Genomic DNA, 14,406 nt, shown 5'->3' on the forward strand with positions numbered 1-14,406 from the left:
AATTGAGGTAATACTATTTTAATCGGATATACTTTGTTGAACGTCCGACCCCTTCTCTTCGAAGCTCACCTTCTTCAACTAGTTTCCTTAGTGAGCCTTCAATCGAACTTATACTTAAGGATGGACATAGTTCACGAATATCTTGTTTCGTAAACCGACCAAGCTTTTGTAACGTTGCTTTTCTCACCATTTCTACAGCAGATAGCTTATTTTCCACAATACTAAATCGATCATCAAATGCTTTATATGCGGCAAGTATAATTCTCAAAAGATATTTGATAAATGGAACCACATCTTCATTTCCATCGTGCCAATTCACTCCTGCCTTGTTAAGCGCTTCATAATATGCAGCTTTATCCCTAGCAATCAATGATTCAAGTGATATATATCTACCTACATAAAAACCATTCTTATATAACAAAAGGGTTGTTAACAATCTACTCAATCTACCATTACCATCATTGAATGGATGAATGCACAAAAAATCATGAATAAAAATAGGAATCATAATGATAGGTTCTACTTCAGAATTACCGATTACACGATTGTATTCATCACAAATACGATCCAAAGCACCTGGTGTTTCAAATGGACTAAGAGGTGTAAATAAAACTTCTGAATGACCATCTGGATACGTTGCACTAATGTAATTCTGTACATTCTTTGTTTTCCCCGCAAGCGGATTATTCATATGACTATACAAAATTTTATGCATCTGCAAAATATAGTTTCTTGAGATTGGTATCACATCAAAATTTTCATGAATAATATCTAGTACATCTCGATATCCTACAATCTCTTGTTCGTTTCGATTTCGCGGTGTTGTCTTTTCTTCTAATAATTGCTTAAGTCTTACACTTGTAGTAACAATACCTTCAATTTCATTTGAAGACTCTGTGCTTTGTATCTTCGCAATGTCAATCAACTTTTCCAGTTCATTCGGTCTTTGTTTTAGATATAATTCTTGTTTTCCTTGGTAGCGATAAATTGACGCAACTAAACTTAGGATTTCCGAGTCCCATTTTATATCTTTTATTTTGGAATAATTAAAGTTTCTCATTTTATTTCTCCCTTAATTATTAATTTATGCCTTAAATTATATTATTTTTTAAGGGATAAAACAATTTATTAGGAGAAAAAGTCATCTTTACTCTATTACGCTTTCTTATATGTTTTAGAATAAACAATAATTTGTACAACAATACATACAAGAATTGATACTGTAATGTACCCCAACATTTGTGTCTCATCTAAATATCCATCAAATATTCTAGCTTTAAATGAGAATAGTTCTTTGATGACTGTCACAAACATGCCCTGATCTACTCCTGCTAGCGATGTATTCATATGTTCCAATAATCCATTGATTAGGACATTCCTTAGCACAATTGTAATCTGACTTGCAGGAAAGATATTGCATACTGTTTGTACACTTTCTGAAAACTGTGAAATAGGAATATATGCACCAATGATAAATCCAGAGGCTGCAGACAGCATCCCAAAGAAAGCACCACTAGCACTTACAGATTTGAAGAACAATACTACAATCATAAAGATTGAAGTTGCAGAGATAGATCCAAGTGCCACTACACCAAATGCCTTTACAATCTCACTTGTTTCTAGATAGATATCTCCTTGCATGCCAATGACTCCAAGGCCAATCGCAAGAATCATACTTGTAAGAATCGCTGAAGATAATGCTGCAGATACAAAGTATGAAAAAATAATCTGTCCTCTTTTAAGTGGTGTTGCAAGGATATCGTAATCCACCTTGTTTTCTCTATCTTTTACAAGAGTAATCAAACAGTTATAAGGAACAGTTATCATTGCGGAACCTAGAATACCTGTTAACAAGATTAGATTTGCAAACATCTCTTTATCATTTTTATCAATGAGTGAAGATAAGCCTGGGAATTGGTTGATTGCACTATCCATCGCATTTACAAATGTATCTTTCAAGAATAATAAATATAATGCCAGTACAATCATTGATGTTAGTAATGAAAATAGTATTGATTGCTTATCTTTAAAAAATAATAATAAATTTCTTTTTGTTAGTCCTAAAAACCCTCTCATGTTATTCACCAAGCTTTCTACCTGTTAAGTTCAGGAATACATCATCCATACTTCCTTTTACGACTTCATAATCAGTAATATGATAACGATTTAGATATAAAAATTCTGTTAGACTAAAACCCTTTTGTGATTCTAACTTCACGATATAGTGGTCAACCTCATACGTATATTCAAAGTCACTGATTAACTTCTCATTTTCACAATCTTGTTGCGTGTACCAAATCAATTTTGTATTTGTATACTTATTCTTTAAACCAGCTGGAGTATCATTCGCCACAATATGTCCTTTATCTAGAATTACTACTCTATCAGCATCTCTTACTTCTTCCATGTAGTGTGTTGTAAGGAATATTGTCATGTGCTTTTCCTTACGAAGATAGTCAATATACTCCCACACCACTTTTCTAGACATAGGATCAAGACCAGTTGTTGGTTCATCCAGAAAGAGTATCTTTGGATTATGTAAAAGAGCTCTAATAATATCAACTCTTCTTCTCTGACCTCCAGATAATCTCTCATACTTTTGATTCCAGATACTATCAAGTTCAAATGCTTGCATTAACGGATTCAAATGCTGTAGTATTTCATCTTTTCCAATACCATAATAAGATGCCCTTGTTAGAAGATTTTCTTTTACTGTTAACTTTCCATCTAGTACAGAGTTTTGAAAAACAATACCGATGTTCTCTCGTATCTTGTCATCATCTTTTCCGAGTTTATAATCAAATATTTCCACATCACCTTCTGTTTTATCAAAGATTGTACACAGCATATTTATCGTTGTAGATTTACCTGCACCATTCTCTCCTAGAAAGGCAAAGAACTCTCCTTCTTTGACCTCAAATGAGATATGATCCACTGCAATCTTTTTGTCATATTTCTTTGTTAAGTTTTTTACTGTAATTGCATTCATCGTAATAACTCCTCCTGAATCTTTTTCTTTCTGACAGCATCTTATCATCATGAAATAATAAAAAAAGTGCTACTCTACCAACCTGCATATATAGGCTACTAAGTTGCACTTTTTCTTTAAAAACATCTATTTTTATGATTTAATAATCATTCTAAATCTTGCATATCTTTGATAGCTGCATTGATTTTAATCTCATCTGACTTAGCAATCCATGCAGTAACAAACCATACAAAGATATAGATAATACTATACATAACTAGAGTTGACTGAACATTAAATAATGAGCCATACCAATCAAACAAATAACCGCATAATACTACAATTCCACCAACTGATATAAAGTGAATCACTATTCTCATCCACATTACATTCTTCTTCAAACTATCTAAATCTAAAAGAAAGTAAGTTGGAAGCGAACACAAAAATCCAGTTAAACAAATCGAAATAGGAACATTCCAGCTTAAATTTAATGACTCTGTACCTGAGATATAATGTTGAAGAATCATCTGTATTCCAATTCCAAAAAGAATAGCAGCCGAAATCATAACCGTTTGATAAAAAATAATTTTTGCTTTTTGCATTTTAGATTCCTAGCCTTTCTTTTAATTCTTTTACATAACTTCTTGCGATAATAACTTGTTCTCCATTCAAAAGTTCTGCTGTCATCCTACCGTTAATTTCAGATTTAACAGATTTGATCTTTCGAATGTTGATAATCATTGCCTTTGCGGCTCTGAAGAAATTACGAGTTAATTCACTTTCAAGTTCATATAGTCGATATGAAACTTCAAGCGTATTATCCTTCGTATAGATATATGTTCTCTTATCTATAGATTCAATATAATAAATTTTATCAATCTGACACATGACAGTCTGACCATTGTATCGTGCAGCGATAACACGACAGTTATTCTCAAGTGTATCGATTGCATTTTGAATTGTATCCGTTACTTCAACAACGCTTAACTCAGCATGTTCATCATCATATGAATTTACTTTTTTAATATCAACCTTCACGATATCACCACCTACATATGCAGTCCTAATTCTATCAATATTTATTACTTTAAAATACAAGTTCATTTATAGAAAATCTTAGCCCAATCTTGTTTTGCACTTAAGATACGAGCTACAAATACTTTGTGATTGTCAATGTAATAAAATGCTAAATAGCTTTCTATTGGCATATATCGATAAGATTTACCATCACTAGTCATCTCACCATATCTCCTACTTGAAACTAATGGACAGACTTCTGGAAACATTTCCAAAGTTTCAAGAGCACTTAAAATTAAATCTATTTTTCCATCAGCAGATTGCTGACTATAAAAAATATATCAATATCGTTATAAATTTCCATTAGTTTTCTTTCACTTATTTGCAAGGAAAACAAGACTTCATTTTAAATTAGTCAAGATTGAAGTCATTTCTAACGTCAGATAGAGACGTGACCTTACCTAGAGCAATTTCTTGATGTCCAACTAAAATTTCTTTCTTTAAATTCTCAAAAGCTATTTGATACTGTGTATCCTGTAAATCACTGGAAACAAATTCCTTCGCATCAACTGTGCCGTTTGCGATTTTTCTAAGCGCTGCATTCAGCACATCCGAAACTGTAATTTTCTCATCCGCTAAGATTTCTTTTGTCTTCTGATAAGATATTGAATCTGCACGAAAATTTACTACTTGTGTACTAGCCATTCCAAATACTCCTTTGTAAATACAATTTGTATATACATAATAGCATAGAAAAGGTGATGCACTCAAAAAATATCCATCATTGTTATGTATGACAATGATGGATATAACTATATTATTCTATATAAGATTCCCTTTTCCGTTCTCCAAGGAATGATTCATAGAGATTCACATCTCTCCTATCTATTATAATTAAGATAGAATTATGATATTATATTGATATTTAAAGGAGGTAAATACTATGATTAATATTCGTCCAGTTTCTGACTTAAGAAACAAATTCCCAGAAATTGAAAAAACTGTTATAGATTCCAACACTCCGGTGTTCCTTACTAAAAATGGTTATGGAACAATGGTACTTATGAGCATTGAACAATACTCTGCACTTACAGATGATATTGAAAGAAACCTCGATGAAGCAGATGCATTTGCAGCAAACTCTTCTATCCGCCTTTCTAAATCTGATGTCTTTGATAAAGTAAGGAACAGAATTGCTGAACAAACAAACCTTTAAATTAACTTTTCTTCCGTTATTTGAAGAAGATTTACTTAAAGTCACTGATTATATAACCAATACGCTACAAAATCCCAGTTCGGATCACCGTTTGGTTGATGATATAGAACTGACAATTGTTAAAAGACTTGAAATGCCTCTTAGTTTTTCTCCCTATCATTCATCAAAGATTAGGAATCATCCCTACTATAGAATCAATGTAAGAAACTTCTCGATTTTTTATGTAATAATTGATAACACTATGGAAGTTCGTAGGATTCTATATTCAAAACGAAACATTGATGAACTGATAAAATAATCATTCTTTACGAGTGGTTATTTTTCTAACAATTCCTCTTTCTACATGAATTCTCGCATGACATGATTTGCATAATGATATCAAATTACTTTTAATAAAATTTCTACGTTCAGAGAAAGGTTTAATATCATGTACTTTTGATATGTTCCCTCTCAGTTATTTTTTTACAAAAAAACAAGGCCTACTTCTGACTACCGATACCTTTTAATGATAGTCTTAGAATAAGCCTTTAACATCTAAACTTTATTTAATTCTTGGGTGAAACTTTTGACATCAAAACTACTGTCTCCACATATCTAAAAAGTTTGGTGCGAGGAGGATTCTTCCAACTGTAATGATAACTGAAAACAAAATCACCCAAAAAATTAAGTTCCCCATGATTTTATCTACGGTTTTCTGGTCTCCTTTTCAGATTGCTCTTGATAGAACAGAAGCAGACCCTACACCAAACAAGGTTGAAACACCGCTGTTAAAAAAGGTGAGAGGCATTGCAACACCACAAGCGGTCATTGCTGTTTGTCCTATAATTTTTTTGGCAAAGATTCTGTCCATGAGAGGGTACAGTCCAATTACAATCATTCCAATCACTGCCGGAATGGATAGTTGGAACATTAGTGATAATGGTGTCTTGGTTAACAATTGCTCTTTCATGTTTTGTTTCATTTTAACCATCTCCTTCACACTAATTAGCAATCTTCCAAACAGTTGCTTTATTTTTCATATTGATCAATGTTTTATACAAACCTCCTTGCCTCATTAGTTCTTCATGATTTCCACGTTGTTCTATTTTTCCGTTATTTAAAACTAAAATCTGATCGGCGTTTCGTATGGTAGAAAGTCTGTGAGCAATCATAATAATGGTTTTGTTCTTTGTCAGTTCTTCAATAGCAGCCTTTAGCTTATCTTCATTTTCCGGATCAATATTTGCTGTGGCTTCGTCAAAAATGACGATCGGGGCATCTTTCAACATAGCTCTGGCAATGGAAATCCTCTGCTTTTCTCCACCGGAAAGAGTGGCTCCACCTTCACCAATCAATGTATCGTACCCATTCGGCAAGGCTTCTATAAAATCATGGCACATCGCCTTTTTAGCAGCTTCTATGACTTCTTCTCTTGTCGCATTTGGCACACCGAACTTGATATTATTTTCAATCGTATCTTCAAAGAGATAGACACTTTGAAATACCATAGCGATATGACTCATCAGATGGGGCAGAGTATACTCTTTGATGTTCTTCCCACCTATTAATATTTCTCCTGTATTCACATCCCAAAATCTTGCAATCAGATTGCAAAAAGTCGTCTTTCCACTTCCGGACGGACCAACAATGGCAGTAATGGTGTTTTTCTTCATCTCACAGGAAATATGATCTAAAATCGTCTTTTCATCATAAGCGAAAGAAACATCTTTAAATTCAATACTAGGGTGACGGATTGGACTTGTTTCCTGTCCTTCTTTTATTTCAGGAATCTGTTCCAAATATTTCAAGCTGTCGATGGAGTTTTCCGCAATTCTCAGTATTGCCATAGAACTTCCTGCCGCCTTGATTCCCTCAAAGATAATAAAACCGGCAATCATCGACATAATTGCATCTGCCAAAATCATATTTCCCTCCATGTAATACTTGGCAGATAAAATAATAATAGCGGCAATACTGATTCCAAGGACAATTCTCTGCAAGGCGATATATGGAGTCATAGTTTTTTCAAGTTTCATTGTAATATTACAGTTTTCTTCAAATGCATTGCTAAGTTCTTTATTATTCTTACCGCCTAAATTGTATGATTTAATCACCTGTATTCCCTGTACGGTTTCCAGTACCTGTTTTGTCAAATGCGTTTGAGCGATGCCAATTTCACTTGCATTTTCTCTTGACTTTTTCTCCATAAAATAAGTGACAATAAAAAATGCAAGGATTCCTAAAACTGCGGTGATCCCCACCATTATATGCAAATAAAACAAGGCTAAGGCAAAAACAAAAGTATTGAGTAATCCGCCTAAAACAAGCACAAGCAACATCGGTACCTGCATTTCAATCTGGCTGAGAGTGGTTGTACTCATTGTTGTAATCTTTCCTAAGCTGAATTCACTGAAAAATCCCATCGGTACTTTTTTCAGCTTGTTTCCAATACGAATTCTTTTATCCGCTGCCATAAAATAGCCGGCATGCGTTTGTTCCAGCTGAGAAACATATTGTGTGATAATCTTTCCGACTAAGCTGATAAGAAGAATCCCTAAGACAACGGCTATATCCTTCACAGAAAGAGTTTCGTCAAATATTTTAACGAGAACATAATACACACCACCCATTTGCATTGCGTTAAACGCCGCACAAAGGAAGCTGACAATAATGGACTTTCGTATATTCGATTGTTCCTTTTCCGCAAAGTTCCATATTTTCTTAAATACTGTAATCATAACGCTCCTCCTTTCCCGCAGTTTTCCACAAAGAGGAATAGACTTTTGATGTTTCTAAAAGCTCCTCATGCTGTCCACAGCTTTCAATCTTCCCGTTTTTGACCACAAATATTTTATCTGCATTAACAACGGTTCTAAGCCTATGTGCAATTAAAATCAATGTTTTTCCTTTCACCAAATTGCTGATGGCTTCCTGAACGATACTCTCATTTTCAGTATCCATATAGGAGGTTGCTTCATCTAAAATGACGATTGGTGCATTTTTCAGCATGGCTCTTGCGATAGAAATTCGTTGCTTTTCTCCTCCGGACAAATGTCCTCCGCCTTCTCCCACAATCGTGTCATACCCGGCGGATAACCCTCGGATAAATTCATCACAACCGGATAATTTTGCCATTTCCTCTACTTCCTTATCACTTGCCGACGGTTTTCCGATTCTTATATTTTCTCTGACAGACATATCAAATAGATAGTTGTCCTGTGATACATAAGAGATGGTTTCGGATAACTGTTCCAGCGGAATCTCTTTGATGTTTTTTCCCCCGATTATTACTTCTCCGGCATCTGCATTCCAAAAACCTGCAATCAGCTTCGTAATGGTTGACTTTCCGCCTCCTGACGGACCGACAAATGCCGTTACCTGATTTTCCCCAATCGTCAAACTGACCCCTTCTAATACTTTCTTATCTTCCGTATAAGAAAAATCCACATTTTTCAGTTCAATATCACTACCAGATAACGAAACATTCCCTTTCCCATGTTCAAGATCAGGAGCATCTAAAATCAATCCGATTTCCTTTGTAATCGTTCCTATTCTGGACAGATCATCCATATAATTGGTCGCCGTCAATATATTTTCTACCGTTCCAAAAGAAAGTACAATGATGGTTATAAAAGTCGCTATTGTTAAGGAACCATTTAAATAGAAATAAACTCCTAACGGCAGGATTGTAAGCAAGGACATAGGTGAAATTTTTCTGTATGCAGATACACCAATCATCGTTTCTTTCATCCAATGATAATAAAATGCCGCATTTTCATGGACCGCTTCACTGTATTTCTGATAGGAGGCTTCGCTTTGATTGAACATCTTGATGACCTCAATTCCTCCGATATATTCCACCACTGCGTTATTCATTTTCTGATTGATTTCCACCGATTGCTGATACTTTTTCCCATAAGATGCCATCACCGATTTCATACAGAACATTCCAATCACAAGAGGGATCAGGGAAACAAGTGCTAATCTCCAATCCAAAATAAACATATAAATCAGCAAGAGAATCGGACCGATGATATTGGCAGTCATTTCAGGAATAATATGTGCTAAGGTTGTTTCCATAGAATCCACCTGATCCACAATAATATTCTTGAGCTTACCGGAAGAAATATTCATAACCTTTCCAAGGGGCATCCGAAACAGTTTTTTAGAAATTTCTTCCCTTATCTTTTTTAAGGAATAAAACGTTGCCTGATGCGATATGGAGGTGGAAGCCGCCGCAAAGATTTCTTTCAAGACCATTGCGGCTAATACCATAAGACCGTATTGCAAATAAAATCCGAATTCTGTGTTTTTTCCAATCAGTCCTACAATCATTTTTGCTAATATGATATATGCGGCAAGACCGGATACCACTCCTAAAACTGCCAATAGAACAGATTGAATGTAAGTGTTCTTATATTCTTTTACATACTGTTTGATTAAATTCATAATCTGTATCCTCCTTTGATACCAAAAATTTTTATCCTATGGAAGCAAATAAAAAATCCGATATTTCAACTTCATTCTCTTTTACAGGTATTTTTTTATAAGTCTTGTCATCAATCATCAGCACCGTATTACACACCTCAAAGAGAAGTTCTAAATCATGGGTAATAATAACCACCGGTCTCTTAGTCGCATACTTCCTTATCATAGCTCCTATTTCTTTCATTCTTTTGCAATCAAGCCCTGAAGTCGGCTCGTCCAAAATAATGATTTTCCTTTTACTTAAAAAGGCAGTGGCAAGTGCAAGCCTTTGCTTTTGCCCACCGGAAAGTTCTTGCGGATGATCCATTTTTTTATCCCACAAATCAATCGCCCTAATGTAGGAGGTGACTTCTTTCAGATATTCACTATCTTTCACTTTATTCTTAGGGATCAGTTCATTTTCCACCGTATCAAAGAAAATTTGATAATCCACATCCTGCATCATATAGTATGATTGCTTCAATCTTTCTTTCGTTGTTTTTCCATAGCTTATTTTCCCTTTATTTTTAATTATGCCTGCCAAAGTTCTTCCTAATGTTGTTTTCCCGATTCCATTTTTCCCGATGATTGCCATGATTTCTCCATAATGAAGATCAAAGGAAAGATTCTTTATGAGTTCCTGTTTCCCGATATTGATACTTAAATCCACGATACTCGCAGCCTTCTCTTGTTCCGCACCCAAGTTTTGTGCTTTCAGGGACCTATAACTGATTGCTCGCAATCCATATTTTTTGCAGTCATTCTCTGTGAGTTCTCCTTGAGAAAACACCCTTTCGATCGTCCCATCTTTCATATAGATTAAGCGGTCATATAAATCATTTAAAAAGAACAATCGATGTTCCGCAACAAGGATTGTTTTCCCCATCGCTCTTAATCTGCGAATAATATCTCTAAACTGAGCAATCCCTTGATAATCCAAATTGGAGGAAGGCTCGTCAAAGAAAATAATTTTGGTATCATATAGCAAAGTGGAAGCAATTGCTACTTTTTGCTTTTGTCCTCCGGAAAGTTCGGAAAGTTTCTTGTCCATCAAGTCGCTAATTCCCATTTTTTCAAAGGCTTCTTTTGTTTTTTGTTTTAATTCCTCAAGGGGCATTCCTAAGTTTTCTCCGACAAAGGCGACTTCTTCTTCCGCAATGGTAGCAAAAAACTGATCCGATGGATTTTGAAATACATTGCCAATATATTTTGCAAGTTCACCTTTTTCGTAGTCCAGCAAATTTTTATTAAATAAATTTACTTCCCCATCTAAATCACCCTCATAGTGATTAGGAATTAATCCGTTTAATATTCTTGTTAAGGTTGTTTTCCCACAACCTGAAAGACCGGTTATAACAATCAATTCACCCGGTTCAACGCTTAAACTTAAATTTTTTAAGATAATCTCTTTGCTGTTTTTATACTTAAATTTGTTGATTTTGACATCTAAAATATTCATTAATATTCTCCCATTTTTATAGAACTCTCCATACTAAATAAATGGAAATGCATATGCAAAACAAATCAAAAACACTATATTTAGTAGAGTTGTAACTTGTTTTTTCTATCTCATATTCTGCACCTTTTGAAATAATGGAAGATGTCAAGGTTTCACTTACATGAAGACATTTGTACATCAATGGAATAAGATAAAGCTCAAACGAACGTATAGGGTGTAAGAGGCTTATTGCTAAGCCTCTTACTTTCATTCCGTTTCGTATCTCTTTAAGTCTTATGTTCATTTCACCCATAAATCTAAGTCCCGTAGCAACACTTAGATTAAAATTATTGGAAATTCCGATTTTCCTTAATGAACTCATTATAGTAAGCGGCGATAAAGCTATTAGTATTCTACCTAAAGTAAAAATGGGAAAAAGCTTTATTCCAATTAAAAGCAAGCCCATAAAAGACGCCACTCCAAGTCCATAAGGAAGTTTCTTTAATAAGTACAAAAGTAGTATGAGAAACAAATACTTTGTAGACATGTTAAGAAATATTTTTTTTGAATGCGTTAGCAACAAAACAAACGAAACCGCTAGCATAATATAATAGCCAAGCTTATCAGTAATAAAAAGCGTGATAGAGAATGAAACGATAAGAATAAACAAAACTATACTATTAACTATGCAAGTCTCTTTTATTGTGTTTTTTTGCATCAAAGTATTCCTTTTTCTTTTCTTTTTTCAAAAAATTTATTATTTATATACATTCCGAAAGTACCGGCTAAAATGACCAAAACAATATTTATTGCAATAGAAATTAGCATGGCTTTAGGTGTGAAAAACATATGCATAAATTGTGCTTGTTCTGGAGAAAAAACACTAAAAACTTCTACTAATTTTTGTGGACCTAAAACTTTAACAAAAGTCATAGCATGCATTGAAATTATAAACATTCCAGTTGCAACTGCCGCTGCCACTCGTTTATCATTTTCATAATTTCCAATGATAATTTCAGCTACAATTCCTGCGACTAAATTTATAATTAGCATAGGCCAATATCCCATTAACGACCAAAAAATAGCCAACAACATGAAAAATATAAATGCTGAAGGTTTTTTCTTAATCTTTTTTGCCATTACAACAAATGGCGGCGCTATCACAAGTGCAGAAAAACCACTTGCAACATAAAGTGAAACAGTTCCTAACATTCCTGTACCCATTGATACAGCCATTCCTAAAACAAAAGCAATAACCGTAAATACAGTGATTTGAATAATGTCTTTTAACTTCATAATGAACTTCCCTCCTAAATTCCAGTTCTTAATTTGTTAGTTTTAACTAACCCTGATGAAAAATATAAGGCACTGGTGCACCAGTGCCTTATATCACCATCCATGTTAAGTATGCCTGCAAAGTTAAAAGTTCTCTATAACCAATTGGGTATTTTTTAACTCCAAAAAGACAAATTATTCTCACTTAAATTCACTTGGATTTTTACCCATAATACTTTTAAACGCCTTTGAAAACTTGCTTTGATTTTCATAACCGGTCATCTCGGCAAGTTCCCCTATACTTAAGTATGGTTTTTTATTCAAAAGAATCGATGCTTCTTTTATTCTGTTTTCCCTCATAAAAGCACCTATAGATTTCCCAGAAATACATTGAAAGCAATTTTTAAGACTTGATTCGGAAACAGCAAACTTTTTCGCTAAATCTCTTATCTTCATCCATTCAAAAGGATTTTCTATAATCATTTTATAACACTCTTGAGTTGCTCTGTATACTGGTTCAGAAAATGATGAAAACAGTTCTGTATCTTTTGATTCTATCAAACCTAAAAACAAAAGTAACTCTATCGTTTTTATAATAGAGTATGGAAGCTTTACTCTTTCATCTACCTCATAGAGTTCGTTGATAATATGATTTATTCCATCACGAGAACGTATAATCAAAGATACTCCATTTTTACACAATCTGTCTCGTAATTTATGCAAATCAATATTTCCATACGGAAAATATTTATCAATTGATTTTTGAGCCACATTTATATCAATAAAAAGTGAAAGTCCAACATATCTCTTCATAGGGATACAAGAATTTTTAAATAAAGCTTTGCCAAGATCAACAATGCTTAAATCTCCACTCCCTAAAAAAGCATGCTCGTTATTTTCTAAAATAAATTCATAACAACCTTCTAAACAATGATCAATCTGTAACATACCCTCCTTAGGCTCTATCTTTTGATAAGTAGTTTGCATATTCAAAGTATTGTAAGAGAGTTGAATTCCTTCCAAAAGATTATAACAACGCATTTTACCCGTTCCTGTATCATTGTTTAAGCAATATATTTGTATACCTTTTGTCTGTTTTTTTTCTGTGAAAAAGAGTTTATCATAAGCATTTTCAATAACATTATTTTTATTTAATTCCATTTCTTTTCTCATCTCTTTTTTTCTCATGTTTAAATATTGTACCATAATAACTTAACATAACGCACAAAGAAAAGCTGCACGGAAGATCATCCATACAGCTGCTCCATTTCTACAACGAAGAAATGGCTAAGAGACTTCATGATTTTGGAATTACCGAAATCGCTGCAGACGAAGTAATTCTAAAACCATATCTTCTAAAGTAAGAAGATAACTCAAAAGTTTCAAAATCAATCACACACGAAGGGTCGGTATTTAACTTTCATCAGAGAACGAAGTAGAATCAACTCTTACAAATTTTTTGAACAGTAGATTCTGCCTGCCTTTTATGCGCTCATTTTTCTGTAACTTCATCTTCATTCTAACTAAAATATAATCATTTTCAACTTAAAAATAGTACCATCTTAGGTTATTGACCCTTAATAGTACTATTTCTGAATAACTTACTTCCACTTTATTTTTTATTCTTTAGAAGTGGAATTTAACTTTTCACTTGAGCGTTGACATAAAGGTAATATTCTTTTGGCATTTTATTCCCTCCATTTCTTTTTTGTCTGCGTTTTTTAACAAAAAAGGAGGACTTCTGCACATAGGTATAATAAGTCCTCTGAAATGAAAGAAACATGCTCTTTCCTTATATTTTAAATTGATTTTTTATGATAATTACCAGTATCAAAAAGGTCTATTGTTTTTTTCTATATGAATAACAGACCCTAAATAATACATAGCAATTATCTCCATTATTTAGTCCATTTTTATTTTTCTAACAAACAAAGATTGATTAAATCATTCCAGCTTTTTCAAAATGTTTTTTAAGTATCCTTGTTGCAACGAATGCTCCTATGCAAGCAAGAACAAAAGTTATCAAGCCAAATCCTACTGCCCACG

At 33.7% G+C, this 14,406-nt stretch carries 17 protein-coding genes and 1 pseudogene; 2 read left to right on the forward strand and 16 right to left on the reverse strand.

Annotation, left to right across the window (positions count from 1 at the left end; translation table 11 throughout):
• Positions 1 to 13: 13 nt before the first annotated feature.
• From RWM19_RS07130 to RWM19_RS07155, 7 genes are all read right to left on the reverse strand, one after another.
• Entirely contained in the window at positions 14 to 1,060 is a 1,047-nt protein-coding gene (locus RWM19_RS07130) for a Fic family protein (RefSeq protein WP_313985392.1), read from the reverse strand.
• Between the two features lie 95 nt (positions 1,061 to 1,155).
• Positions 1,156 to 2,076, reverse strand: coding sequence for an ABC transporter permease (locus tag RWM19_RS07135; RefSeq protein ID WP_313985394.1), 921 nt, complete (start codon positions 2,074 to 2,076; stop codon positions 1,156 to 1,158).
• Between the two features lies 1 nt (position 2,077).
• Positions 2,078 to 2,989, reverse strand: coding sequence for an ABC transporter ATP-binding protein (locus RWM19_RS07140; RefSeq protein ID WP_313985397.1), 912 nt, complete (start codon positions 2,987 to 2,989; stop codon positions 2,078 to 2,080).
• A 146-nt stretch (positions 2,990 to 3,135) separates the two neighbouring features.
• Positions 3,136 to 3,570, reverse strand: a complete 435-nt coding sequence (locus RWM19_RS07145; RefSeq protein WP_313985399.1) for a DUF3021 family protein — start codon at positions 3,568 to 3,570, stop codon at positions 3,136 to 3,138.
• Between the two features lies 1 nt (position 3,571).
• The gene (locus RWM19_RS07150) at positions 3,572 to 4,006 is read right to left on the reverse strand and encodes a LytTR family DNA-binding domain-containing protein (RefSeq protein WP_313985402.1); all 435 of its coding nucleotides are present in this window, start codon (positions 4,004 to 4,006) and stop codon (positions 3,572 to 3,574) included.
• A gap of 62 nt (positions 4,007 to 4,068) precedes the next feature.
• Complete coding sequence (locus tag RWM19_RS09010; RefSeq protein ID WP_399553447.1) at positions 4,069 to 4,323, reverse strand: type II toxin-antitoxin system RelE/ParE family toxin; 255 nt, start codon at positions 4,321 to 4,323, stop codon at positions 4,069 to 4,071.
• Positions 4,324 to 4,396: 73 nt separating this feature from the next.
• Positions 4,397 to 4,690, reverse strand: coding sequence for an antitoxin (locus RWM19_RS07155; protein WP_313985404.1), 294 nt, complete (start codon positions 4,688 to 4,690; stop codon positions 4,397 to 4,399).
• Between the two features lie 238 nt (positions 4,691 to 4,928).
• Here RWM19_RS07155 and RWM19_RS07160 point away from each other — a divergent pair, with 238 nt between their 5' ends.
• Together RWM19_RS07160 and RWM19_RS07165 are read left to right on the forward strand one after the other, a co-directional pair.
• Positions 4,929 to 5,201 (forward strand): type II toxin-antitoxin system Phd/YefM family antitoxin, encoded by a 273-nt coding sequence (locus RWM19_RS07160; protein WP_313985407.1) that lies wholly within the window; start codon positions 4,929 to 4,931, stop codon positions 5,199 to 5,201.
• The gene (locus tag RWM19_RS07165; protein WP_313985410.1) at positions 5,179 to 5,499 is read left to right on the forward strand and encodes a type II toxin-antitoxin system RelE/ParE family toxin; all 321 of its coding nucleotides are present in this window, start codon (positions 5,179 to 5,181) and stop codon (positions 5,497 to 5,499) included. The genes RWM19_RS07160 and RWM19_RS07165 overlap by 23 nt, the downstream gene beginning before the upstream one ends.
• On the opposite strand, the gene RWM19_RS09015 is transcribed toward RWM19_RS07165, so the two are convergent.
• From RWM19_RS09015 to RWM19_RS07205, 9 genes and pseudogenes are all read right to left on the reverse strand, one after another.
• Complete coding sequence (locus tag RWM19_RS09015) at positions 5,500 to 5,655, reverse strand: HNH endonuclease signature motif containing protein (protein WP_399553448.1); 156 nt, start codon at positions 5,653 to 5,655, stop codon at positions 5,500 to 5,502.
• A gap of 135 nt (positions 5,656 to 5,790) precedes the next feature.
• Positions 5,791 to 6,162, reverse strand: a pseudogene (locus RWM19_RS07170) (MATE family efflux transporter); the annotation flags it as partial.
• A 19-nt stretch (positions 6,163 to 6,181) separates the two neighbouring features.
• Positions 6,182 to 7,918, reverse strand: a complete 1,737-nt coding sequence (locus RWM19_RS07175) for an ABC transporter ATP-binding protein (RefSeq protein ID WP_313985412.1) — start codon at positions 7,916 to 7,918, stop codon at positions 6,182 to 6,184.
• On the reverse strand, positions 7,902 to 9,629 hold the full coding sequence (locus RWM19_RS07180; RefSeq protein ID WP_313985415.1) for an ABC transporter ATP-binding protein: 1,728 nt from the start codon (positions 9,627 to 9,629) through the stop codon (positions 7,902 to 7,904). Before RWM19_RS07180 ends, RWM19_RS07175 begins: the two co-directional genes overlap by 17 nt.
• Positions 9,630 to 9,660: 31 nt before the next feature.
• A complete protein-coding gene (locus RWM19_RS07185) occupies positions 9,661 to 11,106 on the reverse strand; it encodes an ABC transporter ATP-binding protein (protein WP_313985417.1) in 1,446 nt (481 codons plus the stop codon).
• A gap of 16 nt (positions 11,107 to 11,122) precedes the next feature.
• Complete coding sequence (locus tag RWM19_RS07190; protein ID WP_313985419.1) at positions 11,123 to 11,803, reverse strand: energy-coupling factor transporter transmembrane component T; 681 nt, start codon at positions 11,801 to 11,803, stop codon at positions 11,123 to 11,125.
• On the reverse strand, positions 11,803 to 12,381 hold the full coding sequence (locus tag RWM19_RS07195; protein WP_313985420.1) for an MptD family putative ECF transporter S component: 579 nt from the start codon (positions 12,379 to 12,381) through the stop codon (positions 11,803 to 11,805). The genes RWM19_RS07190 and RWM19_RS07195 overlap by 1 nt, the downstream gene beginning before the upstream one ends.
• A gap of 180 nt (positions 12,382 to 12,561) precedes the next feature.
• Complete coding sequence (locus RWM19_RS07200; RefSeq protein ID WP_313985423.1) at positions 12,562 to 13,521, reverse strand: helix-turn-helix domain-containing protein; 960 nt, start codon at positions 13,519 to 13,521, stop codon at positions 12,562 to 12,564.
• A 778-nt stretch (positions 13,522 to 14,299) separates the two neighbouring features.
• Positions 14,300 to 14,406 (reverse strand): MptD family putative ECF transporter S component (locus tag RWM19_RS07205; RefSeq protein ID WP_313985425.1); only part of this gene is annotated, 107 nt, incomplete at its 5' end.

Source organism: uncultured Solobacterium sp., from assembly GCF_963517755.1.
Lineage (GTDB): Bacteria > Bacillota_I > Bacilli_A > Erysipelotrichales > Erysipelotrichaceae > Bulleidia.